Origin of the sequence: Bradyrhizobium sp. (genome assembly GCF_030693485.1) — a bacterium.
Classification (GTDB): Bacteria; Pseudomonadota; Alphaproteobacteria; order Rhizobiales; family Xanthobacteraceae; genus Bradyrhizobium.
Window position 1 is genome coordinate 1 of the sequence record NZ_JAUYAN010000215.1, and the last position, 22,652, is coordinate 22,652.

The following is a 22,652-nucleotide window of genomic DNA, read 5'->3' on the forward strand; positions in this document are numbered from 1 at the left end:
ATGCCCCGGATGGTTTCGCGAAGTAAATGGATCGACCCCAGACAATGACCGTCAACGTCGCTCTTCCACCATCACCGCGTGACTTGCGTCTCGACCTGTTCCGAGGGCTGGCAAATTGGGCCATCTTCTTTGGCCATATCCCCAACACGGCGCTCAACTGGCTGACGACAAGAAACTACGGCTTCAGCGATGGAGCGGATTTGTTCGTATTCATCTCCGGTTACACAGCGACGCTGGTGTACGGAAGAATGATGTTCGATCGCGGATTCAGTATCGGCGCGACGCGGCTGTTCAGGCGGGTGTGGCAACTCTACGTCGCGCACGTATTGCTCTTTGTCTTCTACATGACTTCCGTCCATTACCTGGCCCACAAGTTCGACATCCCCCATCTCATGGATGAGTTCAATGTTGCGCGCCTGATGGACTACCCGGTGGAAACGATGACGCACGGATTGCTGCTGAAATTGAAACCGCTGAACCTGGATGTGCTCCCCCTCTACATCGTCCTGATGGGCATCTTTCCGCCCGTTCTGTGGTTGATGCTGAGATACAAGAATTCGGTGATGCTGGGGTCCGCGCTGCTCTATTTTGCGGCTCGCCATTACGGATGGAATTGTCCTTCGTACCCGGCCGGCGTCTGGTACTTCAACCCCTTCACCTGGCAGTTGCTCTTCGTGCTCGGCGCCTGGCTGGTACTGGGTGGCGCGACCAGGTTCGCCTTCCTGGTTCAGTCCCGCCTCGTATTTGCCTTGAGCATAGTCTATCTGCTCTTTGCTCTCGTGATGACGCTGGCGGCCGAGATCACCCTGCTTCAGAGCATCATTCCGAAAGATCTATTCGAGGCGTTCAATCCAAACGACAAGACCAATCTTGCTCTCTATCGGGTGCTGCACCTGGCCTGTCTCGTTCTATTGGTTGTTCGACTGATTCCAGTCGATTGGCCGGGACTCCGCCAGCCGATCTTCAGACCGCTCGTCAAATGCGGTCAGCAGTCGCTCGAGGTATTCTGCGTCGGCGTTTTCCTTTCGTTCATTGCGCACGTTGTTCTGGAAACGCTCCCTTCCGGATTTATTTCTCAGGTGCTGGTCGGGACTTCCGGTCTCGCGATCATGACGGGAGTGGCCTACTACCGTTCATGGTCGAAGCGTGTCGACAAGCCCATTACCGCTAGCTGAATTTACGAAGGCGGGTTAGCCCGACGCCAGTTGGCAAGACAGCAAGAGGTCAATGAGGTTCGGCGGAACGATTCGTCTCTGGCTTGTGGCCATGTCGATGGTGGTGTCCGAAAAAGTGCATCAATGGACATGCCAGAAGAAGCAAATAGGGTGTCGCCGCAAGGGCGTGGCCCGTGTGCGTCGCCAACAGGTAAATGCCGAGCGCTGCCGCAACAACAGTTACAGCCAGCCCAAGCTTCGAGCCGAGAAGACAGCTGAATACATTCATGATCACTCCTGCCGTGTATTATCATGGGAGGATGCTTGATTGACAGTATACCAATCGGCGCTAGGGGAACGTTGAGAGAGATCAAGCGACCGGGAATTCTGATGACGATGCGATGCCGAAGCTCAGTTTGATCTAGCTCAAGCGAGGGCAACGGATTCGGAGGCTGACTATGGCATCGTTGTCATTCAGGTCCGGTCAAATGATCTCCCGTCGGAGCGTCTTGTGGGGAGCGACGGCAGCAGGCGCCGCGCTTCTCATGCCGTCCAGGTCAAGCCTTGCTGCCGCGGGCCGCTTTGCCAACCCGCTCAGGATTCCGCCGTTGCTCGAGGGGGTGCCCGGAACCGGCGGGAAGGTCTACGACCTGAATGTGACTTCCGGCAAGTCCGAGTTCCTTTCGGGGGTCTCGACCCCGACACTCGGAATCAACGGTGCCTATCTCGGCCCGACGATACGTTGTCGCACAAACGACCGTGTCACGATGCGCGTCAGGAACAGCCTGACCGAACCGACCACATTGCACTGGCATGGCCTGCATCTGCCGGCGGCGAGCGACGGGGGTCCGCATCAGGTGGTCCAACCCGGCACCGTCTGGGAGACCTCGTTCGCCATCAAGCAAGCGGCATCTTTGTGCTGGTACCATTCGCACCTGATGGAGCAGACCGGCGAACAGGTGCTGCGCGGTCTTGCCGGCCTGTTCCTGATCGAGGACGAGCAGAGCCAATCGCCTGGACTGCCTTCGGACTATGGCGTCGACGACATACCGCTCGTCATCCAGGATCGCCGGTTCAAGGCCGACGGCAGTTTCGACTATGACCTGACGATGCATGACGTCATGATGGGCTACAAGGGCAACGTCGTTCTGGTGAACGGAACAGCCAGCCCGCACGTGGTTTTGCGCCGGCAACGCACGCGCCTGCGCATCCTTAATGGATCGAACTCCCGCATCTACACGCTCGGGCGCGATGATGGCGCGGACCTTGTCGTGATAGGCTCGGACGGGGGTTTGCTGGAGCAGCCGGAGCGACTGCGTCGGGTCCGGCTCGGACCGGGCGAGCGGGTCGAGATCCTGCTGGACATGCAGCGCGATCAATCAATTCGACTGATGAGTTATCCCGACCGCGTCGCGGCCGGCGGCAGGGGCCCGGGCATGATGATGGGCGGCATGGCCGGCAACATCGAGACGTTCCCGGTGATCGAGTTGCGCGCGGAAAAGCTGGAGACCTCGGATCTGGCTCTCCCCGAGCGGCTCATCCAGGTTCCGGGCTGGACCGCGGCGCAAGCGGCGCGCACCCGCATCTTCCTGCTGGACATGCCGATGATGGGCATGGGGGGAATGATGGGCGGCGCCGGAATGGGGGGCGCGATGGGAATCAATGGCCGCTCCATGGACATGGACCGCATCGACGAGCGGGTTTCGCTGGGCAGCATTGAAATCTGGCGGATCAGGAACACGACGCCGCTGGCGCATCCATTTCATATTCACGGCGTCCAGTTTCGCACCCTCGATCGCGATGGCCGGCCGCCACTGCCGCACGAGCGGGGCCTCAAGGACACCGTGATGGTGGATCCTGACTCGACGGTCCGGATCATCACCGAATTCTCCGACTTCGCCGATCCCAAGCGTCCCTACATGTATCACTGCCACATCCTGGAGCATGAGGATGCCGGGATGATGGGCCAGTTCGTGGTGGAGTGAGGGGTCGATCCGAATGAGCGTCGTCAAGGTTTCCTATTTCTCGGATGTATTATGCATCTGGGCCTATATCGCGCAGGCGCGCATCGACGCGATCAAGGATACGTTCGGCGAGGCGGTGCTACTGGATCAGCGGTTCTGTTCGGTCTTCGGCAACACACTGTTTAAAATTCCCACGACGTGGCGGGACAAGGGCGAGTATGCCGGCTTCAACGCCCATCTGCGCAGCGTGGCGCAGCAGTTTCCGCATGTCGGGCTTCATCCGGACATCTGGCTGACCACGCGACCGCCGACCTCGACCAGCGCGCATCTGTTCATGACGGCCGTCCGGCAATGGCAGCACGATCGGCAGCGTGAAGGCCGTGGCGAACCGGCGTCGCCGATCTTCGACGAGGTGCTATGGGCCTTCCGTTGTGCATTTTTCCGGGACTGTCGCGACATTGCGCGCCGGGATGTTCAATGCGAGCTGGCGGAGGCACTGGGCGTCGATATCGCCGCGATCGAACGACGCATCCACGACGGCACGGCCCATGCGAGACTGGCGTCCGACTATCAGGAGGCCGACAAGATGCGTATCGAGGGCAGCCCGAGCTTCGTCCTGAACGAGGGGCGGCAGAAGCTCTACGGCAATGTCGGCTTCCGGATCATCGAAGCCAACATCCAGGAACTGTTGCGGGCGCCGCCCGGCGATCAGGCCAGCTGGTGCTGAACGCTGGACAGGCGGCGCCCTACGCCACCAGCTCCAGCCGACGCGGCCGGGCGCGGCGTTCCGGCACATATTCGACGACCAGATAGTGCTCCGACACCGTGACGCGCTCGACCAGCGCCGCATCGGCGGCAACCGGCGTCACTCCGGCAGTCACAACCGGAAGCGGCGCTTCCTGGTCAGCCTCTTCAGGAACAAGCGGCGGCGATTCGATCTGTTCTGGAAAGATGCCGAATTCGCCCGCTACCTCCGGGAGCGGCTTCTGCTTGTCGGCCCAGTGCAGGGCGGTGTAGTCGAAGCCGTGCACGATGGTGGGTTTGACGACTTCGAAATAGGGCGAGATGTCGAAGTCGCGCGGCATGTACAGCGATGAATCGCGGATGTGCAGGATCTCGCGCCGGGCCTGTCTGGAGCCGGCGCGCGTGATCTTGGGCAGGATCGGATAGCGCACGGCGTCGAACGCCTGCGCGATCAGCGCCGAGCAGATGATCTTGGTGGGATCGCCGGAACCGAACGCGATCATCCGGCGCCGCCAGCGTTGCGGGATCGGCAGCGGAATCAGGAAGCGCATCAGATCGAGGATGTTCTTGGTGTCGTAGCCGAAGCCGATCCGGTTGATGGCGTAGCGGCACACCGTGGTGCGGTCTTCGTAACTGAGGCCGACCGGGCGGCACAGCCTGGTGTGGTAGGGAAAATATTTCGACAGCGGCGCTGAGGTCACGCCTTCGCCGATATTGGCTTCGATCAGGACGTGCGGCTCGCCATCGTCCTCGGTGGCGCCGTCGATCGGGCCGACAAACAGCGCGGCATGCGACCAGGTCGATTGCGTCAGGTATTTGATGATGCCGGAAACCCGGTTGTTGCCCTCGACCAGCAGGACGTCGCCGGGCTCCATGATGCCGCGCAGATGTTCGGGATCGCTCGGCGTGAACGGCTCATAGCCCGGCACCTCCTTCTGAAGGTACCCTGCGATCCAAAGGCCTACGGTATCGAGCACGAAACCCATGTTAATTCCCCCCGACGGCCTTTCTGACCATTTCTTTGTGTGCCCCAATCATGGTCGCAAGCCGTTGCAATTTAGTTCATGAACGGGAGCGATCAATCATGATTGATTCACCACGATGGTTGCCGCGCGCGCGCGGATGCGGCAAGTTCGCCGGATGTTCTCTCCTTTCTAAAAGTTCCGGAAACCATGACATGACAATGACGCGCCGGGACTTGTTATCGGCCGCCGCGGCGTTCGCGGCGGCGCCGGCCTTCGGAGCCCGCGCATGGGCCGCGCCGCTGCCGCGCGACGCCGACATCATCGTGATCGGCGCCGGGGCCGCTGGCATATCCGCGGCGCGGCGGGTCATGGCGGCGAACCGCAGGGTCATCGTGGTGGAAGCCTCCGGCCAGATCGGCGGCCGCTGCCTCACCGACACCGCGACATTCGGCGTGCCGTTCGATCGCGGCGCCCGGTGGATGTTCAATCCCGAGTCCAACCCGCTGATCAAGCTGGCGCGCGCCGCGGGGCTCGACGTGGCTGCCGCGCCGATCGGCCAGAAAATCCGTATCGGCCGCCGCAATGCGCGGGCCGGGGAAACCGAGGAGTTTCTCGCCGCCATGGTGCGCACCAACCGCGCCATCGACGAGGCCTCCCGCGGCAAGGCCGACGTCGCGTGCGCGTCGGCGCTGCCGAAGGACCTCGGCGTCTGGGCGGGGGCAGCGGAGTTCGCGCTCGGCGCCAGTTTCGCGGGCAAGGATCTGAAGGACCTCTCCGCGATCGACAAGGCGCGCGCGCAGGACCGCAATGCCGCGCTGGTCTGCCGGCAGGGCATGGGCGCGATGATCGCAAAGTTGGGCGAGCAGGTCCCGCTGGCGCTGTCGACGCCGGCAAGCCGCGTCAGCTGGAGCAACCGCGATGTCACGGTGGAAACGCCGTCCGGCAAGATCGTCGCGCGCGCCGCCATCGTCACGGTGTCGAGCAACGTGCTGGCCGCAGGCAACATCAGGTTCACGCCCGACGTTCCGAAACGTCAGCTCGATGCCGCGGCAAGACTGAGCCTCGGCAGTCTCGATCGCATCGTGTTGCAGCTCCAGGGTAACCCGCTCGGGCTGGCGCGCGACGAGACCATCATCGAGCAGAGCGATTCGACGCGGACGGCGCTGCTGTTCGCCAACATGGCGGGATCGTCGTTGTGCTCGATCGATGTCGGCGGCTCGTTTGGCCGCGATCTCTCTGCGCAGGGCGAAGCGGCCATGGTGGCCTTCGCCAGGGAGTGGCTCACCAGACTGTTCGGCAGCGAGGTCGCCGCCGCCGTGAAGAAATCGAGCGCAACGCGCTGGAACGCCGCGCCCTTCACGCTGGGCGCGATGTCATCGGCAGCCCCGGGCGGGCAGGGATCGCGAAAGATACTGACCGAGCCGTTCGGCTGCATGTTCCTGGCCGGCGAGGCGACCCACGAAACCCTGTGGGGCACCGTCGACGGCGCCTGGGAAAGCGGCGAGCGCGCGGCGGAAGCGGCGTTGCGCCGGATCGGCGCGCTGAAGGATGAGCCGGCGGCGCCGGCACAGAAGCAGCGGCAGCCGCGGCGGCGCACGGCGCCTGCCCGATTGCCGCCCGAGGTGCCGATCAATTGAAGCCATCAAGACCCAGGGCGCTGATCTCGTGGTCGAGTGGCAAGGACAGCGCGTTCGCGCTGCATGAAATCAGGCGGTCGGGCGAATTCGACGTGGTCGGCGCCCTGACCACGGTGACCGAGACGTTCGAGCGGGTGTCGATCCACGGCGTGCGCCGGGAAATCGTGCTCGCACAACTCGCCGCCGCCGGACTGCCGCCGCGCATCGTGCCGATCCCATACCCTTGCCCGAACGAGACTTACGAAGCGCGGATGGGCGAGGCCGTCGCGCAAGCGGTGCGGGACGGCATCACCCACATCATCTTCGGCGATCTCTACCTCGCCGATATCAGAGCCTATCGCGAACAGAAGCTCGCGGGCACCGGGCTTGCGCCGGTGTTTCCCTTGTGGGAACGGCCGACCCTGCCGCTGGCGCATACGATGATCGCAAGCGGGCTCGAGGCCCATATCGCCACCGTCGATCTGAAACACCTGCCGGCGGAATTCGCGGGACGCAAGTTTGACCTGTCCCTGCTGGCCGATCTGCCTGTGGGCGTCGATCCCTGCGGCGAGAACGGCGAGTTTCATACTTGCGTGGTGGCGGGGCCGATTTTCTCGCGTCGGTTACCTGTGATGACGGGTGAACGCGTCGAACGCGATGGCTATGCGTATTGCGATCTGGTGATGGCGCATTAATCCATCTGTTACCGCAGGCCTCTTCACCTCCCTCGCAAGCGGGAGAGGGGGAAGATTCACCGCAACAGCCCATCCAGTGCCGGCAGCCCAATCACCACCGCCGCCGCAATCAACGCGTAGCAGATGGCGCGGAACAGGGTCTCGCTGGCGCGGCCGAACAGCTGGGCGCCAATCAGGACGCCGACGGCATAGACCGGACCGACCAGCAGCGAGAACCGGATGGCGTCCGACGTGATCAACCCGGTCAGCGAATAGCTTACCGCCGAGAAGAAGTCGGAAGCGGCGAAGAACAGCAGGATGTTGGCGCGCGCGATCACCGATGCGACCGGACGTCCGAGCCAGTAGCCGACGATCGGCGGTCCGCCGGTTTGCGCCAGCCCGCTGCAGAAACCCGACAGTCCACCGATGCCGATCGAAACCGCCGCATGGTCCTTGCCGCGATAGCGCCAGCCGGACAGCAGCAGCACCAGCAGCGCGAACACGAAGCCGGAGATGATCCAGCGCGTCGTCACCGGGTCGAGCCGGCTCAGGAAGTAAGTCCCGATCGGCACGCCGATCAGGGCGCCGAACACCATGACGGAAGTGGCCTTGCGGTCGGCCTGCTTCCACGCATTCGGAATCAGCGGCAATGCCGCGATGAAATCGATGATGAGCAGAACGGCGGCGACCAGTTGCGGCGCCGCCATGCTGCTGGCCAGCGGCATGAAGATCAGCGCGGAGCCGAAGCCGGAAAATCCGCGCGCCGCGCCGGACACGAAGGCGATCGCGCAAATGGCGATCGCGGCGTTGAGGCTGACGTCCGAGGGGATGAGGCCAACAAGGCTCATCCGCGTAGAACGCCGCCGGTCTTCTTCGTCACCTCGGCCACGATCCTGGCGGCGACCGCCTCGATTTCCTGATCGGTCAGGGTTTTATCGCGCGGCTGGATCGTCACCGCGATCGCGATCGACTTCTTGCCGTCGTCGATACCCTTGCCCTCGTAGACATCGAACAAGGTGACATCCGTGATCAGCTTCTTGTCGACACCCTGCGCCGCACGCACGATGTCGCCCGATCTGACGCCGCGGTCGACGATGAAGGCAAAGTCGCGCGATACCGGCTGGAACGCCGAGAGTTCGATCACCGCCTTGGCGCGGGTCGCCTTCACCTTGGCCGCCGCGATGCGATCGAGGATCACCTCGAACGCGATGACAGGGCCGTCGGCGCCAAGCTGCTCCAGCACACGCGGATGCAGTTCCCCGAAATAGCCCAGCACGTTCTGCGGGCCGATCTGGATGGTCCCGGAACGTCCCGGATGCAGCCAGCCGGCGCCGCCGGGGACCACCTGCAGCGCCTGCATCGGTGCGCCGGCCGCGGCCAGCACCGCGAACGCGTCCGCCTTGGCGTCGAGCGCATCCGCTGCCGTCGCGCCGGACCAGTGCCGTCCCATGCCCTTCGACGACGCAAAGCCATGGCGAACGCCTGAAGCGGCGACCAGTTGATCTTCCGGCTTGTCGCCCTTGAACACCTGGCCGACTTCGAACATTGCCACGTCCGCAAGGCCGCGGTTGGCATTGGCCTGAACGGCCGCGACCAAACCCGGCAGCAGGCTCGGCCGCATGTCGGACAGGTCGGAGGCGATCGGATTGGCCAGCGCGAGTTCGGGCTGCCCGCCGCCGAACAATTCGGCCGCGGGTTTTGCGATGAACGACCAGGTCACTGCCTCGATCATGCCGCGCGCGGCCAGCGCGCGCTTGGCGCGGCGGGTGCGCAACTGGATCGGGCTGAGGATCGGCTTGCGCGGCGCATCGCCGCGGTCGAACGGCGTCATAGGCACCTGGTCGACGCCGACGATGCGGACGATTTCCTCGACGATGTCGGACTTGCCGTGCACGTCGGAGCGCCATGACGGCACCGCGATCTTCACCACCGCGCCGCTGCCGGCCACCATGAAGCCGAGATGGCCGAGAATGCGTCGCACCTCTCCGAGCGGAATTTCGATCCCCGCCAGTCGCTTGATCTCGCTGAGCGGAAAATCGATGATCTTGTCTTCGCCCCAGGTCTTGCCGACCACGACGTTTTCCGACGGCGCGCCGCCGCACAGCTCCATCACCAGCCTGGTGGCCATCTCCAGCCCCGGCACCATGAAGGCGGGATCGACGCCGCGCTCGAAGCGATAGCGCGCGTCGGAATTGATGCCGAGCTTGCGGCCGGTCTGGGCGATGTTGATTTCGTTCCACAGCGCCGATTCGATCAGCACGTCTGACGTGTTCTCGTCGCAGCCGGAAGCTTCGCCACCCATGATACCGGCCAGCGATTCGACGCCGTGCTCGTCCGCGATGACGCAGATGCCGCTGTCGAGCCCGTAGATGCGGCCGTCGAGCGCCAGCAGCGTTTCGCCGTCGCGGGCGCGGCGGACCACCAGATTGCCCTTTACCTTTGCCGCATCGAACACATGCAAGGGACGGGAGCGGTCGTAGGTCATGAAGTTGGTGATGTCGACCAACGCATTGATCGGCCGCAACCCGATCGAGGTCAGGCGCTGCTGCAGCCATTCCGGCGACGGGCCGTTCTTGACGCCGCGCACCAGCCGCAAGGCAAAGCCCGGGCACAGCGCGGCGTCTTCGACGGTGACCTTCACCGGGCACGGGAATTCGCCCTTGATGGGCTTGATGCCGGGATCCCTGAACTTGCCCATGTCGGCGGCGGAGAGATCGCGCGCGATGCCATGCACGCCGGTGCAGTCCTGCCGGTTCGGCGTTAGATTGATCTCCAGCACGGGATCGCCGATCCCGGCCCATTGCGCATAAGCCGCACCGATGGGCGCGTCGGCCGGCAATTCCATGATGCCGTCATGATCCTCGGAGATCTGCAGCTCGGCGGCCGAGCACAGCATGCCGCGGCTCTCGACGCCCCTGATCGTGCCGATGCCGAGCGTGATGTTCTTGCCGGGAATAAAGGTGCCGGGCGCGGAGAACACGCTGACGAGACCGGCCCGCGCATTCGGCGCGCCGCACACCACCTGCACCGGTGCGGTACCGTCGCCCGTATCGACCATGCACACCCTCAAGCGGTCGGCGTTGGGATGCTGCTCGGCCGAAATCACCCGCGCGATGGTGAACGGCGCCAGCGCCTTCGCCTTGTCGTCGATGCTCTCGATCTCGAGCCCGATCATGGTGAGCTTGTCGGCAAGCTTTTCCAGCGGCTCGTCGGTGTCGAGATATTCCTTCAGCCAGGATAGGGAGAACTTCATGATGACTGCTTCTTTTGTCCCCTCTCCCGCTTGCGGGGGAGGGTTAGGGTGGGGGCTCGCGCAGCAACGGCAGCGGCAATCGTTTCGAGGACGCCGGCGCGATTGGTCATCACGTCGTGATTGCTGAAGCGGAGCACCTGAAAGCCCTTTGCCTCAATCACAGCCGACCGGGCGGCGTCTGCCTGCTCGCCTCGGTCCGAGAAATGCTGGCCGCCGTCGAGTTCGATCACCAGTTTGGCGGCATGACACATGACGTCGGTGATGTACTTGTCGATCGGCACCTGACGACGGAAGCCGGCGCCGTTGAGCCGATGATCCCGCAATTCCGACCAGAGGATGCGTTCGGCGTCGGTGGAATTTCGTCGGAGCGCGCGGGCGTTTGAACGCAGTCTGGGAGGAACCTTCCATGCTGGATCTTTTTCGTCAGCCATGCAGACCTCCGATGCCGAGAGACCGCCACCCTGACCCTCCCCCGCAAGCGGGAGAGGGAGTCTGATCTGTCGCGCGGATGGAATGTTCGTACCCCCGCCTCCAGCTGGCGATGCTATTCGAGAAATGGGACGCGCCCCAAGCGACTTCCATTCCCTCTCCCGCTTGCGGGGGAGGGTCAGGGTGGAGGTTCGCTCGGCAACGGCAGTCGCGATGAGACTCACGCGCTCAATCCTCCGGCCAGCGTCGGGACGTCGAGCGGCTTGAAGCCGTAATGGCTGAGCCAGCGTGTGTCGCTGTCGAACAGCTGCCTTAGATCGGACATGCCGTATTTCAGCATCGCGATGCGGTCGATGCCCATGCCCCAGGCGAAGCCCTGGTAGATGTCGGGATCGATGCCGCAGGCGCGCAGCACGTTCGGGTGCACCATGCCGCAGCCCAGAATTTCGAGCCAGTCCTCGCCCTCGCCGAAGCGGATCTCGCCCTTGTCGCGGCGGCACTGGATATCGACTTCCAGCGACGGCTCGGTGAAGGGAAAGAACGATGGCCGGAACCGCATGTTGATGTGGTCGACCTCGAAGAATGCCTTGCAGAATTCGTGCAGGATCCATTTGAGGTGGCCGAGATGCGAGCCCTTGTCGATCACGAGGCCCTCGACCTGGTGAAACTGCGGCGTGTGGGTGGCGTCGGAATCGATCCGGTAGGTGCGGCCCGGACAGACGATGCGGATCGGCGGTTTCTGGGTCAGCATGGTGCGCACCTGCACCGGCGAGGTGTGGGTACGCAGCAGCATGCGCGAGCTGTCTTCTTTCGGGTTGAAGAAGAAAGTGTCGTGCATCTCGCGGGCCGGATGGCCCTCGGGGAAATTCAGTTTGGTGAAGTTGTAATCGTCGGTCTCGATATCGGGACCCTCGGCGATGGCGAATCCCATGTCGGCGAAGATCGTGGTGAGCTCGTCCATCACCTGGCTGAGCGGATGTATGCGGCCCTGCTCGGCGGCGGTCTCGCGCAGCGGCAGCGTGACGTCGATGGTCTCGGAGGCCAGCCGCGCGTCGAGTGCTGCGGATTTCAGGATGTCGCGACGCGCGGTCAGCGCCTGCGTCACGGTATTCTTGGCGAGATTGATCGCCGCACCCTGCGTCTTGCGTTCGTCCGGCGACATCTTGCCGAGCGTCGAGAGCAGCGCGGAGATCGAGCCCTTCTTGCCGAGCGCCGCGACGCGCACGGCTTCGAGCGCGGCTTCGTCGCCGGCGGCGGCGATCTCGGAGAGGATTTGGGATTCGAGGGTCGTGAGGTCGGTCATGGCAACAGCCCCGTGCTCCCACCTCCCCCTGGAGGGGGGAGGTCGGTTCGCGAAGCGAACCGGGTGGGGGTGAATGATGCGAGGGGCGCGCGCAAAGTCTGGCAGGAGCACCCCACCCCGACGCTTCCGCGCGACGCTTGCGCGTCGCCGGAACCGTCGACCCTCCCCCTCCAGGGGAGGGTAAGCAAGTTAAAGGCTTACGCCGCCAGCGCGGCCTTGGCCTTTTCGGCAATCGCCTGGAACGCCGCCGGCTCGTGGATCGCGAGATCCGACAGCACCTTGCGGTCGACCGTGATGCCCGACTTGGCGAGACCGTTGATGAACACGCTGTAGGTCATGCCGAGCGGACGCACCGCGGCATTGAGGCGCTGGATCCACAGCGCGCGGAAGGTGCGCTTCTTGCGCTTGCGGTCGCGGAACGCATATTGCGCGGCCTTCTCGACCGCGGCCTTGGCGGTGCGGATGGTGTTCTTGCGGCGGCCGCGAAAACCCTTGGCGAGCTTGTAGACTTTCTTGTGCTTGGCGTGAGAGGTCACACCGCGTTTGACGCGAGACATGACGGGTCTCCTTTATGGAAATGGGTGACGGAACGCCGCGCGGGGCGCGGCTCGGCTGTGATGGACGGCGGGAACGGCCTGAGTGATCAGGCGTTCGGCAAGAAATACTTCTTGATGTTGTCGCCGTCGGTCTTGAACAGCACGCGGGTGCCGCGGAGCTGACGAATCTGCTTCTTCGTCCGCTTGATCATGCCGTGGCGCTTGCCGCGCTGGGCGGCCATCACTTTGCCGGTGGCAGTCACCTTGAAGCGCTTTTTAGCGCCTGACTTGGTCTTCAGCTTGGGCATTTGGCTCTCCTGTGGCCGAACGAAAGACGCGCCCAGAGGGGCGCTTTCGCGGCTAAAATGCTCGTTAGAGCGTTGAAAGTGCTTGGTTATTTCTGAAATGAAATAGCCCGCACGGACATCGACACGGCAGCCCTTGATCAGCCGGGCGATGAAGGTTGCGCTTATGGCAGAGCCAAGCGAGATTGGCAACGATGAACCGAGGAACCGGGACCTTCGACTTATCATGGCCATACCATCAGTTTCACGCCAAACAGGACGCAAATGTCTATTTCAGCCCGCCCGAACGCATTTTTTCGCGATTTCAAAGTTTCGCACGCCCTCCGATGGATGCTGGCCGCTGCAGCGCTCGCCGTTGTTGCGGCACCAGATACCGCCGAAGCGAGGGCGGCCAGTCCGGGAGCCTTTGACGGCACCTGGAACGTGACGTTCACGCCCCGGGCCGGCAACTGTCACGCCACCAATACCGTACCGTTCAACGTGTCGGGCAGGCACGTTTCATCAGCCGGCGGCGGCAAGGTCACCGGCGGCATCACTCCGAAGGGCAACGTCACCGTCAGGATTACCGTCGGCGCCTCATGGGCGGACGGCCGCGGCCGGCTCGCCGGCAATTCGGGCAGCGGCCACTGGAGCGGGTTCATTACCGGCGACCAGTGCAGCGGGGTCTGGCAGGCGATCCGGAGCTAGTCTTCGCCGGTTCCGCTGGCCCTTGACGGGTCGGCGAACGACGCAACGTCAAATCAAGGGGCATCGATGCTGGGGGTAGGCATTCTCGGCGCGGGTTTCTTCGGCGCCTATCACGCGCGCGCGGTGGCCTCGGTTCCCGACACCAAGGTCGTTGCGGTGTGTGCGGACGAGATGGCGCTGGCCGAAGCTTTCGCACAGGACCATGGCGGCAGGCCCTATAGCGATCATCGCGCGATGCTGGACGACAAATCCGTCGATGCGGTGGCGATCACGGCGCCGCATCATTTGCATTGCCGACTGGCGCTGGACGCCCTGCAGGCCGGCAAGCATGTGCTGCTGGAAAAGCCGATGGCGCTGTCATCATCCGAATGCAGCCGGATCATCGCCGCCGCCGCAACCAGCCGACGCAAGCTGATGGTCGGACAGATCATGCACTTCGTCTGGCCCTGCCTCGTGGCGCGCGAGATCCTGGTTCGCGGTGAACTCGGCAGACCCGTCACGGGATCGAGCGCGCTGCTGAAGACCTGGATGGAATCCAACCGCCGCGGCTGGCATCTCGATCCCGCGACTGGCGGCGGCATGCTGATGACGGCCGGCATCCACGCGCTGGACCAGTTGGTATGGCTGATGGACGGCCGGGTCGGCTCGATTTCAGCCGCCATCAGCAGCTCGTTCCACGATCAAAAAGCCGATGACAGCGCCATGATGCTGTTGCGCTTTACCGATGGCCGCTACGGGCAGGTTGCCAGCGTCGGTTTCCGGGACGGCGGCGGCCGGTTCGACATCGATCTCGTCTGTGAGAACGGAACGCTCAGGGTGGATCCCGAACGCGGCGTTGCCATCGGGCGCGGCGGTCAATGGACCGACGTCCCGAACTCGCGCGATCCGCAATGGATGCAGAACGCCGTGATCAGGGAATGGCAGGCGATGGCCGAGGCGATTGCTCAGGACACGGACGTGCCGGTCACCGGTGAGTATGGCCGGCACATCATCGCTTGCATCGAAGCCGCCATGATGTCGGCGCGTGAAGGCAGGGATGTGAAGGTCTTGGCGTGACGCTCGGGTGCGATCTGCCGCAGCGGGCAACTGGTTATCGTCGAGGAGTTTTCTCAAAGCATGTCGTCCCGGCGAACGCCGGGACCCATAGCCACCGCTATTTGTTGTAATTGAAGGTCTTGGCCACCGTGCCCAACTGATAGGGCACGGTGTATGGGTCCCGGCGTTCGCCGGGACGACAAGTGAGTATCAGCGCGGCGCCAGAACCATCACGACCTGACGGCCCTCGAAACGCGCATCCTGCTCGACCTTGGCGTATTCTGCGACGTCGGCCTTGACCTTGTCCAGCAGCCTGGTGCCGATTTCCTGATGCGCCATTTCGCGGCCGCGGTAGCGCAGGGTGATCTTGACCTTGTCGCCTTCCTCGAAGAACCGCTGCATCGCCCGCATCTTCACGTCGTAATCGTGATCGTCGATCATCGGGCGAAGCTTGATCTCCTTGATCTCGACGATCTTCTGCTTCTTGCGGGCCTCGGCGGCCTTCTTCTGCGCGGAATATTTGAACTTCCCGTAATCCATGATCTTGCAAACGGGAGGATTGGTGTTCGGCGAAATCTCGACGAGGTCCATGCCGGCTTCGAGCGCCATCTTCACGGCGGTGACGGTTTCGACGGTGCCGTGATTCAGGCCGGTCTGGTCGATCAGCTGAACCTGTGCGTTGCGGATTTCATCATTGGTGCGCGGCCCGTCTTTGGTGGCGGCGGGCGGGGCTCTGTTGGGACGGCGAATGGTTGGCTCTCCAAGGTTGTGAACGAAGGCGATAGTTTGAAGGAATATGGCCCGGCGGGCAAGCGAACTCGCATCGGCAATGGCAAAAAACCATCGAATGCGAGGCAATTGGTCGCGATGCTGAGATAAAGCCCGCCGGTCTGTTACGCAAGCGCCGCGAGCGTCCATCGGCCCCGTTTGACGTCCATTGTTGACGGATTCGACAGGCTCACTCAAACAGCTCTCAACGAGGTTACAATTCCATGACCAATTCGACGGCATCCGATCAGGAACCCGATTTCATCGAGGTCGGCGAGGCCGCCGGCCGGCGCCGAATCGCGGTGCGGGCCCGGCAGGGTGCCGCCCCCGGGCTGATCTGGCTCGGCGGCTTCAAATCGGACATGAAGGGCACCAAGGCGCTGGCGCTGGACGCCTGGGCCGCCGAACAGGGCCGCGCCTGTGTCCGGTTCGATTATTCCGGTCACGGCGAGTCCGGCGGCACCTTCGTCGACGGCACCATCGGGCGCTGGCTGGAAGAAAGCGTCGCCGTGTTCGAGCGATTCTGCCGCGGCCCACAAATCGCGATCGGCTCCTCGATGGGCGGCTGGATGGCGCTGCTGCTGGCGCGCGAACTGGCGAAACGGCCGGAAAACCGCGCCTCGCTGGCCGGGCTGGTGCTGATCGCGCCGGCGCCCGACTTCACCGAGCAATTGATGTGGAACGGGTTTCCGCCCGCGGTGAAACAGGAGATCGAGAGCAAGGGCGTCTGGCTGCGGCCGTCGGAATATGGCGAGCCCTATCCGATCACCCGCGAGCTGATCGAGGAAGGCCGCAACCATCTGCTGCTCGGCAGTGCCATCGACCTCGGCTGCCCGGTTCGCATCCTGCAGGGCGCGCAGGATCCCGACGTGCCGTGGCAACACGCCTTCGCGCTGGCGCAGCGGCTGCCCACCGACGACGTGGTGCTGACCATGATCCAGGACGGCGACCATCGCCTGTCGCGCCCGCAGGACATCGCGCGAATGATCGCCGCGGTCGCGGAGATCGGGTAGTCTTCTTCCCTCTCCCACAAGGGGAGAGGGAAGAAAACGATGTTGTCGCAAGGAAGGAAAACGACATGAACGCATCAGCCATGCTCAGATCATTCTGCGACGCCGTCGAACAACACAACGGCAAGGCGCTGGCCGAATTGTTCACCGAGGACGGCGTCTACCACGATGTGTTCTACGGCGCGTTCAAGGGCCGCGCCAGAATCGCCGAGTTGATCGACGACTGGTTCTACCGCACCGCGACGGATTTTCGCTGGGACATGCACACGCCGGTCAGCGACGGCCACACACTGTATGCGCGCTACACTTTCAGCTATCGCTCGTTGCTGCCGGAGGCCAAGGGCGCGCGTGCGATGTTCGAGGGCGTCGCGATCATGACGCTGCGCGACGGCAAGATCGCCTGTTATCACGAGGTCGCCAACGCCGCGACCGGCTTCGTCGACATGAATTTCGCGCCGGAGCGGATCGCGAAGATCATTGCCAAACACGGCGCTGCATTGAAGGCGCGGCCGGAGATGGCCCGGCATCTGGTGGAGTAATACACCGAAGAGAGATTCTACGGCGGCGGCGGATTCGCCATCGGCTTCTTCTGCGCCAGTGCGGCGACCGTCGACGTGCCGATCGGGCCCTGCTCGTCGTAGAGCCAGCATTCGCCGATCGCGACGCCGTCGGTGGCGTGGTGGTTCACCACCTCGAAACCGACCCATCGCGTCACCGGCAACCGGTGCAGATAGAGCGTGACGTCGCTGTTGATGTAGCCGAGGCCCTGGTCGCCGGCATTGGCGAACGGGCTGGCGAAATCGGCCCCGGTGGCGACATGCACGAACGGCGTCATCGGCACGCCCTCGACCAGCTCGCGCACTTCGCTCATCCACAGCCGCCGCGGCCCGAGCGAGCCCATCGCGCCTGATATCGGCCGCGTGCTCCATTTGCCGTTCATGCCGAGTCTGGGATCGGTCGGCGCCGGAATGTCGGCGGGACTGGGCGCGTCCCAATTCGCTGGCGACCAGACATTGCCTGGCGCGTTCTCGGTTCGCCGCAACAACTGGCAGGAGGCGCGCGCCATGCTGACGCCGCCGGAAAGGAATTCAGCCTCGACCACCCGGATGCGCTTGCCGTCGCGAACCAGTCTGGTCGTGACCTCGACCGCCGTCTGGATGTTCGGCAGCCGGAACATGTCGACCGTCAGCCGCGCCGGCGTGAAATCATCGGAGCCGTGGCGCTGCTCGATCGCGAAGGCGAGCAGGCCGATGACGACGCGGCCATGCATCGAGTTCGGATCCCACGGCCCGTTCGAAGCCTGGGTTGGAATGAAGGCGTCGCCGTCTTTGGTGAAGAAAGGCTGATTTGTCATGGCGCGGGACCATGACGGAATTTTGCAAACGAAATCAAGTGTGGAGTCAGCCTCATGGTGAGGAGGCGCCCCCGGCAGCGCACTTGCGCTGTCCGGCGCGCCGTCTCGAACCATGGGGCGTGGCACTCATCCTTCGAGACGCATCGCGTCGCGATGCTCCTCAGGATGAGGATCAACCAGCGGCGCTTGTTATGCGCCACTCCGCGCGCACCGTCTCATCCGGTTCGGCGCTCAGCGCCCTCGCCGCCAACGCCTCGAACGCCTCGCGACCCATCAATTGCGACAGTGCCCACGCCGCGGCGCCGCGCACCAGCGGGCTGGCGTCATCGAGCAGTCGTTCGGCTTCGGCCGCCAGCGCCGCATCGCTGGAATTGCCGATCGCGATCAGCACATTGCGCACGAAGCGGTCGCGGCCGATGCGCTTGACCGGCGATTTTGTGAAACGCGCGCGAAACGCCGCGTCATCGAGCCGTGCCAGTTCGGTGAGCGCGGGCGCGCGCAGCTCGTCGCGCGCGGCGAGTTTGGTCTCACGCCCGGTCTGCGCGAACTTGTTCCAGGGACAGACCGCGAGACAATCGTCGCAGCCATAGATGCGGTTGCCGATCGCCTTGCGAAACTCGTGCGGGATCGGACCCTTGTTCTCGATGGTGAGATAGGAAATGCAGCGCCGCGCATCGAGCTTGTAGGGCGCCGGAAACGCCGAGGTCGGGCAGATATCGAGGCAGGCCTGGCATGAACCGCAATGGTCCGCGTCGGCCCCGTCGGACGGCAACTCCAGCGTCGTAAAGATCGCGCCGAGGAACAGCCAGGAGCCGAATTCGCGCGATACGAGGTTGGTGTGCTTGCCCTGCCAGCCCAGCCCCGCGGCCTGCGCCAGTGGCTTTTCCATCACCGCGGCGGTGTCGACGAACACCTTGACCTCGCAACCGTGTGCCGCGACCAGCCGGCGCGCCAGCGCCTTCAGCCGCTTCTTGATCAGGTCGTGATAGTCGTCGCCCTGCGCATAGACCGAGATCGCGCCGCGCGTCCGCTGCGCCAGGATCTCGAGCGGATTCCGGTCGGGCCCGTAATTGACGCCGAGCATGATCACCGACCGCACCTCCGGCCACAGTCCGCGCGGATCGGCGCGGCGCTCCGGACGATCCGCCAGCCAGTCCATGTCGCCATGCGCGCCGGCGTCGAGGAAATCGCGGAAATGTCTGGCGGCTTGCGCGATCGAATCCGGAGCGGTGACGCCGACACAGTCGAAACCGAGCGCGCGGGCTTCGTCGGCAAGCGCTGTTTTCAGACCGGCGGGAGAGAGATTGAGATCGGTGTTCAGAAATCCAGGTCCACATAGGTCCGCGACGCCGGCACGCCGGCCAGCCATTCGCTCAGCAGCGGGCGGAACGAGGGCCTCGACTTGACCCGCGCGTACCACGCCTTTGCCGCGTCGTCCTCGCTCCATGGCACGTCGCCCAGATAATCGATCGCCGAAAGATGCGCCGCGGCGGCGAGGTCCGCATAGGTGATCCGGTCGCCGGCGAGATAGTTCCGCGTCTTCGCCAGCCAGCCGATATAGGCCAGATGATAGCGCACATTGACCTTCGCCGCGCGAATCACGTCCGCGGCCGGCGCGCCGCCGCCGTCCTGCTCGTCCATGAAGCGCTTGTAGATGCGCTCGGTCACCAGCGGATTGGAGGCTTCCTCGAAAAACTTGTCGTTGAACCAGGCCATCAGCCGGCGCACTTCGATCCGTTCGCCCGGCGCCGCCGGCAACAGCCGGCGTTCATCCTGCCCGGCGCCATGGGTCTCGTCGAGATATTCGGCGATGATTCCGGCGCCGGGGATCGGCGGCAGCCGCTCGGCGACCAGCACCGGCGTGGAGCCCGCGGGGTTCAGCGCCAGAAACGCCTCGCGCCGCTCCCAGGCGCGCTCTTCCACCAGCCGCAGATCGAGGCCGTATTCGCCCAGCACAAGGCGAATGAATCGCGACTGCGGACAGAACGGATGGTGAAACAGCGTGTACATGCAGGCCTTGATTAGGTCGCGGCGCTTAACAATCCATCAACCGCGGCGGCGGCGCCAAACTACCTAAGCACAGGATTGAGGCAACCCGTGTTTTCACGTTTTTTGCGATTGCGGCAGGGTAGCGAATAAGCGAGAAGGACCCGGCTTTTCGGCTCATTCCGATCATAACGGAACCAATCACATGATGTCTGATGCAGTGAGGGCGGTGATTCTCGGCATCGTCGAGGGCGTCACCGAATTCATCCCGGTATCCTCCACCGGCCATTTGCTGCTGGCCGAACGGTTCTTTGATCTCGGCGAAGGCCCTTTCTGGAAGAGTTTTGCGATCCTGATTCAGCTCGGCGCGATCCTCGCGATCGTGGCGCTGTATTTTTCCAAATTGTGGGCGATCGCGCGCGGCATGTTCTCGGATCCCGCCGCGCAACGCTTCGTGATCGGCGTGCTGGTGGCGTTCCTGCCCGCGGCGGTGGTCGGCGCGATAGCCGGCAGCTACATCAAGGCCTTCCTGTTCAATCCATGGGTGGTGTGCTTTTCGCTGATCGTCGGCGGCGCCATCCTGCTCTGGGTCGATCAGCTCGATCTCGAGCCGCAGGAACACGACGCCACCACCTTTCCGCTGCCGATGTATCTCTGGATCGGCGTCGCGCAATGCATTTCGATGATCCCCGGCGTGTCGCGCTCCGGCGCCACCATCGTCGGCGCCATGCTGCTTGGCGCCGACAAGCGCGCGGCGGCGGAGTTTTCCTTCTTCCTTGCGATCCCGACCATGGTCGGGGCGTTCGTCTACGATCTCTACAAGAGCCGCGGTGAGATGACGCTGGATCACGCCGGCTTGATTGCGATCGGCTTCGTGGTGTCGTTCATCACCGCGATGATCGTGGTCAAGGCATTTTTGGGCTACGTCACGCGCCACGGCTTTACATTGTTCGCATGGTGGCGCGTCATCGTCGGCACGCTCGGGCTGATCGCGCTGGCGATGGGACGGTAGGAATCCTGTATCGTCGTGCCTGCGTTCGCTGCGACGACAAGCATCACACGCCCTTATGCGCGAACTGCCCCGTCCGGCGGAAACGCCAGAGATATTGCGGCGCGATCGCTTCCAGCGAATCCGGCGTGATCCCCAGTCCTTCCAGCGTCAGGCCGGCGGCCTTCGCCGCATCCGACACCACATTGTCGGAGCGCAGCAGCGCCACCTGGTCCGGCGTCAGTTTCAGCGGTCCCGGCGCGAACTGCAGCAACATCGCCTGCCATTTGGCCAGCCCAAACGGCAGCGACACCAGCATGCGCCGGCGTTCGATGGTGGCGAGAATGACTTCCATAACCTCGCGCATGGTCAGCACCTCAGGGCCGCCGAGTTCGTACACCGCGCCGGGCTTGGTCTTGCCGTCGACGGCATCCGCCACCGCGGTCGCGACGTCGCCGACATAGACCGGCTGCAGTTTCGTCAGGCCGCCGCCGATCAGCGGCAGCATCGGCGATATCGTGGCAAGCCCCGCGAAGCGGTTGGTGAACTGGTCCTCGGGGCCGAACACCACCGAGGGCCGCAGGATGGTCGCCGTGGGCACCGCCGCCAGCACCGCCTTTTCGCCCGCCGCCTTGGAGCGGCCGTAGCGCGCCGGCGAATTCGCGTCGGCGCCGATGGCGGAGACATGCACCATCCGCGCGCCGGCCGCATTGGCCGCGCCGGCGATCGCGCCGGCGCCCGCGCCCTGTACCGCGTCGAAGCGCTGGGCGCCGCCTTCGGCGAGGATGCCGACCAGGTTGATGGCGACATGCGAATCGCGCATCGCGGCCTCGACCGAGGCCGGGTAGCGCAGATTGGCCTGCACCGCGTGGATCTGGCCGACCTTGCCAAGGGGTTGCAGATGCCCGGCCAGTTCCGGCCGCCGCACCGCCACCCGGATCCGGTAATCGCGCTTGGCCAGCGCCCGGACCACGCTGCGGCCGAGAAAGCCGGATCCTCCGAAAACCGTGACCAGCGTGTCCAGATTCGATGCCATGGGGGCCATTTTCCTTCGGTCAAAGTCGAGAGATCGCAGGCGATTACGCCGTTTCGCGATACGCCAAGCGGCCGGTTCTGTACAGCGCATTTGGCCGGCAATGCGCCGATTTGACAAGCGCGCGGACGGTCCGTACTAACCGGCCCGGGCCCAGGTGGCGGAATTGGTAGACGCGCTGGCTTCAGGTGCCAGTGGCTTAACGGCCGTGAAGGTTCGAGTCCTTTCCTGGGCACCACCCTCCTTTTAAACCATTGGTTTACAAGGAAATCAGCAAGATCAGTGGCTTGACGCTACCCGCCTGGTACAAAAGGCTGGTACAATGCCCCTTGCAATGTCACGTCCCTGGAAACATCCCGACAGCGGCCGTGAACCAGACGTACGGGCATCTGCGGCCAGATCGATAGCGTCCTGCACTTCGATATCTGCCCGGACCCCGATCACTATTACGCGGTGACGTGCCTGAGGGATCCCGAATTCTTCGGCGCGAACTATGAACGATCGGTGATAATCAGGGACTGCAAGCTTCATTCGTCCTTGGGCGGTCGATGCCAATGCAAAGAGGCGATAGCTGTTCTTACGTCCTCCGGCATCTCGGAGGTCTGAAAGGACGAGGTCGAAGATCTCCTTGCCGTCAACGGAGGAGGAGATCATCCCCTTGACGTTCTCCATTACGAATACGGCCGGCTGAAGCTGGCGAATGACCTCGATGTATTCTCGATAGAGAAAGTGTCTGAGGTCGTTGCGAGCGTTATATCCCTTAATTCCTCGGTTCCGGGCGCGCCCGACGAGCGAGTACGCCTGACATGGAGGTCCGCCGATCAGAACTGACCTCGCCGAGGCGGTCT

The 22,652-nt window shown here is 63.8% G+C and carries 25 protein-coding genes and 1 tRNA gene; 12 read left to right on the forward strand and 14 right to left on the reverse strand.

Annotation, left to right across the window (positions count from 1 at the left end; translation table 11 throughout):
• The first annotated feature begins 44 nt into the window (after positions 1 to 44).
• Positions 45 to 1,175 carry an OpgC domain-containing protein gene (locus Q8N40_RS15940; protein ID WP_305712486.1) on the forward strand — a complete coding sequence of 377 codons (1,131 nt, stop codon included), beginning with the start codon at positions 45 to 47 and terminating at the stop codon, positions 1,173 to 1,175.
• Positions 1,176 to 1,224: 49 nt separating this feature from the next.
• Here the strand turns inward: Q8N40_RS15940 and Q8N40_RS15945 are convergent, their stop codons facing one another.
• Positions 1,225 to 1,443: a DUF2933 domain-containing protein gene (locus tag Q8N40_RS15945; protein WP_305712487.1), complete on the reverse strand. Its 219-nt coding sequence runs from the start codon at positions 1,441 to 1,443 to the stop codon at positions 1,225 to 1,227.
• 256 nt (positions 1,444 to 1,699) lie between these two features.
• Between Q8N40_RS15945 and Q8N40_RS15950 the strand changes: the two genes are divergently transcribed.
• Positions 1,700 to 3,139 carry a multicopper oxidase family protein gene (locus Q8N40_RS15950; RefSeq protein ID WP_305712488.1) on the forward strand — a complete coding sequence of 480 codons (1,440 nt, stop codon included), beginning with the start codon at positions 1,700 to 1,702 and terminating at the stop codon, positions 3,137 to 3,139.
• A 13-nt stretch (positions 3,140 to 3,152) separates the two neighbouring features.
• Positions 3,153 to 3,845 (forward strand): DsbA family protein, encoded by a 693-nt coding sequence (locus Q8N40_RS15955; protein WP_305712489.1) that lies wholly within the window; start codon positions 3,153 to 3,155, stop codon positions 3,843 to 3,845.
• Between the two features lie 19 nt (positions 3,846 to 3,864).
• Here Q8N40_RS15955 and Q8N40_RS15960 read toward each other — a convergent pair whose 3' ends face one another.
• Complete coding sequence (locus Q8N40_RS15960; protein WP_305712490.1) at positions 3,865 to 4,848, reverse strand: YiiX/YebB-like N1pC/P60 family cysteine hydrolase; 984 nt, start codon at positions 4,846 to 4,848, stop codon at positions 3,865 to 3,867.
• A gap of 191 nt (positions 4,849 to 5,039) precedes the next feature.
• On the opposite strand from Q8N40_RS15960, the gene Q8N40_RS15965 reads away from it, so the two are divergent.
• Positions 5,040 to 6,464, forward strand: a complete 1,425-nt coding sequence (locus Q8N40_RS15965; RefSeq protein WP_305712491.1) for an NAD(P)/FAD-dependent oxidoreductase — start codon at positions 5,040 to 5,042, stop codon at positions 6,462 to 6,464.
• Positions 6,461 to 7,138 (forward strand): ATP-binding protein, encoded by a 678-nt coding sequence (locus Q8N40_RS15970; protein WP_305712492.1) that lies wholly within the window; start codon positions 6,461 to 6,463, stop codon positions 7,136 to 7,138. Before Q8N40_RS15965 ends, Q8N40_RS15970 begins: the two co-directional genes overlap by 4 nt.
• Before the next feature lie 56 nt (positions 7,139 to 7,194).
• On the opposite strand, the gene Q8N40_RS15975 is transcribed toward Q8N40_RS15970, so the two are convergent.
• The 6 genes from Q8N40_RS15975 to rpmI all read right to left on the reverse strand — a co-directional run bounded on the left by Q8N40_RS15975 (position 7,195) and on the right by rpmI (position 12,946).
• Positions 7,195 to 7,965: a sulfite exporter TauE/SafE family protein gene (locus Q8N40_RS15975; protein ID WP_305317943.1), complete on the reverse strand. Its 771-nt coding sequence runs from the start codon at positions 7,963 to 7,965 to the stop codon at positions 7,195 to 7,197.
• Positions 7,962 to 10,370, reverse strand: coding sequence for a phenylalanine--tRNA ligase subunit beta (gene pheT / locus Q8N40_RS15980; RefSeq protein WP_305712493.1), 2,409 nt, complete (start codon positions 10,368 to 10,370; stop codon positions 7,962 to 7,964). The genes Q8N40_RS15975 and pheT overlap by 4 nt, the downstream gene beginning before the upstream one ends.
• On the reverse strand, positions 10,367 to 10,801 hold the full coding sequence (locus Q8N40_RS15985) for an endonuclease domain-containing protein (protein ID WP_305317945.1): 435 nt from the start codon (positions 10,799 to 10,801) through the stop codon (positions 10,367 to 10,369). The genes pheT and Q8N40_RS15985 overlap by 4 nt, the downstream gene beginning before the upstream one ends.
• Before the next feature lie 218 nt (positions 10,802 to 11,019).
• Positions 11,020 to 12,102 carry a phenylalanine--tRNA ligase subunit alpha gene (gene pheS, locus Q8N40_RS15990; protein ID WP_305712494.1) on the reverse strand — a complete coding sequence of 361 codons (1,083 nt, stop codon included), beginning with the start codon at positions 12,100 to 12,102 and terminating at the stop codon, positions 11,020 to 11,022.
• 197 nt (positions 12,103 to 12,299) lie between these two features.
• Positions 12,300 to 12,659: a 50S ribosomal protein L20 gene (rplT, locus tag Q8N40_RS15995; RefSeq protein WP_304744138.1), complete on the reverse strand. Its 360-nt coding sequence runs from the start codon at positions 12,657 to 12,659 to the stop codon at positions 12,300 to 12,302.
• 86 nt (positions 12,660 to 12,745) lie between these two features.
• The gene (gene rpmI / locus Q8N40_RS16000; RefSeq protein ID WP_100415670.1) at positions 12,746 to 12,946 is read right to left on the reverse strand and encodes a 50S ribosomal protein L35; all 201 of its coding nucleotides are present in this window, start codon (positions 12,944 to 12,946) and stop codon (positions 12,746 to 12,748) included.
• 327 nt (positions 12,947 to 13,273) lie between these two features.
• Here rpmI and Q8N40_RS16005 point away from each other — a divergent pair, with 327 nt between their 5' ends.
• Both Q8N40_RS16005 and Q8N40_RS16010 read left to right on the forward strand, forming a co-directional pair.
• Complete coding sequence (locus Q8N40_RS16005) at positions 13,274 to 13,630, forward strand: hypothetical protein (RefSeq protein WP_305712495.1); 357 nt, start codon at positions 13,274 to 13,276, stop codon at positions 13,628 to 13,630.
• 66 nt (positions 13,631 to 13,696) lie between these two features.
• Positions 13,697 to 14,686 (forward strand): Gfo/Idh/MocA family protein, encoded by a 990-nt coding sequence (locus Q8N40_RS16010; protein ID WP_305712496.1) that lies wholly within the window; start codon positions 13,697 to 13,699, stop codon positions 14,684 to 14,686.
• 189 nt (positions 14,687 to 14,875) lie between these two features.
• On the opposite strand, the gene infC is transcribed toward Q8N40_RS16010, so the two are convergent.
• A complete protein-coding gene (infC, locus tag Q8N40_RS16015) occupies positions 14,876 to 15,415 on the reverse strand; it encodes a translation initiation factor IF-3 (protein ID WP_305712502.1) in 540 nt (179 codons plus the stop codon).
• Here infC and Q8N40_RS16020 point away from each other — a divergent pair.
• From Q8N40_RS16020 to Q8N40_RS16030, 3 genes are all read left to right on the forward strand, one after another.
• Positions 15,305 to 15,544, forward strand: coding sequence for a hypothetical protein (locus Q8N40_RS16020; RefSeq protein WP_305712503.1), 240 nt, complete (start codon positions 15,305 to 15,307; stop codon positions 15,542 to 15,544). The genes infC and Q8N40_RS16020 overlap by 111 nt on opposite strands.
• Before the next feature lie 113 nt (positions 15,545 to 15,657).
• Entirely contained in the window at positions 15,658 to 16,446 is a 789-nt protein-coding gene (locus Q8N40_RS16025) for a carboxylesterase (protein ID WP_305322679.1), read from the forward strand.
• Positions 16,447 to 16,511: 65 nt separating this feature from the next.
• On the forward strand, positions 16,512 to 16,982 hold the full coding sequence (locus Q8N40_RS16030) for a nuclear transport factor 2 family protein (protein ID WP_305322680.1): 471 nt from the start codon (positions 16,512 to 16,514) through the stop codon (positions 16,980 to 16,982).
• Between the two features lie 17 nt (positions 16,983 to 16,999).
• Here the strand turns inward: Q8N40_RS16030 and Q8N40_RS16035 are convergent, their stop codons facing one another.
• The 3 genes from Q8N40_RS16035 to Q8N40_RS16045 all read right to left on the reverse strand — a co-directional run bounded on the left by Q8N40_RS16035 (position 17,000) and on the right by Q8N40_RS16045 (position 19,807).
• Positions 17,000 to 17,797: an acyl-CoA thioesterase domain-containing protein gene (locus Q8N40_RS16035; protein ID WP_305712497.1), complete on the reverse strand. Its 798-nt coding sequence runs from the start codon at positions 17,795 to 17,797 to the stop codon at positions 17,000 to 17,002.
• A 172-nt stretch (positions 17,798 to 17,969) separates the two neighbouring features.
• Complete coding sequence (queG, locus tag Q8N40_RS16040) at positions 17,970 to 19,166, reverse strand: tRNA epoxyqueuosine(34) reductase QueG (protein ID WP_305712498.1); 1,197 nt, start codon at positions 19,164 to 19,166, stop codon at positions 17,970 to 17,972.
• Positions 19,115 to 19,807, reverse strand: a complete 693-nt coding sequence (locus Q8N40_RS16045; RefSeq protein ID WP_305322683.1) for a glutathione S-transferase family protein — start codon at positions 19,805 to 19,807, stop codon at positions 19,115 to 19,117. The genes queG and Q8N40_RS16045 overlap by 52 nt, the downstream gene beginning before the upstream one ends.
• Before the next feature lie 181 nt (positions 19,808 to 19,988).
• Between Q8N40_RS16045 and Q8N40_RS16050 the strand changes: the two genes are divergently transcribed.
• On the forward strand, positions 19,989 to 20,795 hold the full coding sequence (locus Q8N40_RS16050; RefSeq protein ID WP_305712499.1) for an undecaprenyl-diphosphate phosphatase: 807 nt from the start codon (positions 19,989 to 19,991) through the stop codon (positions 20,793 to 20,795).
• Positions 20,796 to 20,838: 43 nt separating this feature from the next.
• Here Q8N40_RS16050 and Q8N40_RS16055 read toward each other — a convergent pair whose 3' ends face one another.
• Positions 20,839 to 21,807 (reverse strand): complex I NDUFA9 subunit family protein, encoded by a 969-nt coding sequence (locus Q8N40_RS16055; RefSeq protein ID WP_305712500.1) that lies wholly within the window; start codon positions 21,805 to 21,807, stop codon positions 20,839 to 20,841.
• Positions 21,808 to 21,955: 148 nt separating this feature from the next.
• Here Q8N40_RS16055 and Q8N40_RS16060 point away from each other — a divergent pair.
• A tRNA-Leu gene (locus Q8N40_RS16060) sits at positions 21,956 to 22,042 on the forward strand.
• Positions 22,043 to 22,083: 41 nt separating this feature from the next.
• Here the strand turns inward: Q8N40_RS16060 and Q8N40_RS16065 are convergent.
• Positions 22,084 to 22,652, reverse strand: a 569-nt coding sequence (locus tag Q8N40_RS16065) for a DNA cytosine methyltransferase (protein WP_305712501.1), incomplete at its 5' end; no start/stop codon positions are given.

What these genes read in the sequence shown, in the direction of transcription:
- Q8N40_RS15940 (WP_305712486.1), top strand. Translation starts at nt 45, where the DNA reads ATGACCGTCAACGTCGCTCTTCCACCATCACCGCGTGACTTGCGTCTC.
- Q8N40_RS15945 (WP_305712487.1), bottom strand. Translation starts at nt 1,443, where the DNA reads ATGAATGTATTCAGCTGTCTTCTCGGCTCGAAGCTTGGGCTGGCTGTA.
- Q8N40_RS15950 (WP_305712488.1), top strand. Translation starts at nt 1,700, where the DNA reads ATGCCGTCCAGGTCAAGCCTTGCTGCCGCGGGCCGCTTTGCCAACCCG.
- Q8N40_RS15955 (WP_305712489.1), top strand. Translation starts at nt 3,153, where the DNA reads ATGAGCGTCGTCAAGGTTTCCTATTTCTCGGATGTATTATGCATCTGG.
- Q8N40_RS15960 (WP_305712490.1), bottom strand. Translation starts at nt 4,848, where the DNA reads ATGGGTTTCGTGCTCGATACCGTAGGCCTTTGGATCGCAGGGTACCTT.
- Q8N40_RS15965 (WP_305712491.1), top strand. Translation starts at nt 5,040, where the DNA reads ATGACAATGACGCGCCGGGACTTGTTATCGGCCGCCGCGGCGTTCGCG.
- Q8N40_RS15975 (WP_305317943.1), bottom strand. Translation starts at nt 7,965, where the DNA reads ATGAGCCTTGTTGGCCTCATCCCCTCGGACGTCAGCCTCAACGCCGCG.
- pheT (WP_305712493.1), bottom strand. Translation starts at nt 10,370, where the DNA reads ATGAAGTTCTCCCTATCCTGGCTGAAGGAATATCTCGACACCGACGAG.
- Q8N40_RS15985 (WP_305317945.1), bottom strand. Translation starts at nt 10,801, where the DNA reads ATGGCTGACGAAAAAGATCCAGCATGGAAGGTTCCTCCCAGACTGCGT.
- pheS (WP_305712494.1), bottom strand. Translation starts at nt 12,102, where the DNA reads ATGACCGACCTCACGACCCTCGAATCCCAAATCCTCTCCGAGATCGCC.
- rplT (WP_304744138.1), bottom strand. Translation starts at nt 12,659, where the DNA reads ATGTCTCGCGTCAAACGCGGTGTGACCTCTCACGCCAAGCACAAGAAA.
- rpmI (WP_100415670.1), bottom strand. Translation starts at nt 12,946, where the DNA reads ATGCCCAAGCTGAAGACCAAGTCAGGCGCTAAAAAGCGCTTCAAGGTG.
- Q8N40_RS16005 (WP_305712495.1), top strand. Translation starts at nt 13,274, where the DNA reads ATGCTGGCCGCTGCAGCGCTCGCCGTTGTTGCGGCACCAGATACCGCC.
- Q8N40_RS16010 (WP_305712496.1), top strand. Translation starts at nt 13,697, where the DNA reads ATGCTGGGGGTAGGCATTCTCGGCGCGGGTTTCTTCGGCGCCTATCAC.
- Q8N40_RS16025 (WP_305322679.1), top strand. Translation starts at nt 15,658, where the DNA reads ATGACCAATTCGACGGCATCCGATCAGGAACCCGATTTCATCGAGGTC.
- Q8N40_RS16030 (WP_305322680.1), top strand. Translation starts at nt 16,512, where the DNA reads ATGAACGCATCAGCCATGCTCAGATCATTCTGCGACGCCGTCGAACAA.
- Q8N40_RS16035 (WP_305712497.1), bottom strand. Translation starts at nt 17,797, where the DNA reads ATGACAAATCAGCCTTTCTTCACCAAAGACGGCGACGCCTTCATTCCA.
- queG (WP_305712498.1), bottom strand. Translation starts at nt 19,166, where the DNA reads ATGGCTGGCCGGCGTGCCGGCGTCGCGGACCTATGTGGACCTGGATTT.
- Q8N40_RS16045 (WP_305322683.1), bottom strand. Translation starts at nt 19,807, where the DNA reads ATGTACACGCTGTTTCACCATCCGTTCTGTCCGCAGTCGCGATTCATT.
- Q8N40_RS16050 (WP_305712499.1), top strand. Translation starts at nt 19,989, where the DNA reads ATGATGTCTGATGCAGTGAGGGCGGTGATTCTCGGCATCGTCGAGGGC.
- Q8N40_RS16055 (WP_305712500.1), bottom strand. Translation starts at nt 21,807, where the DNA reads ATGGCATCGAATCTGGACACGCTGGTCACGGTTTTCGGAGGATCCGGC.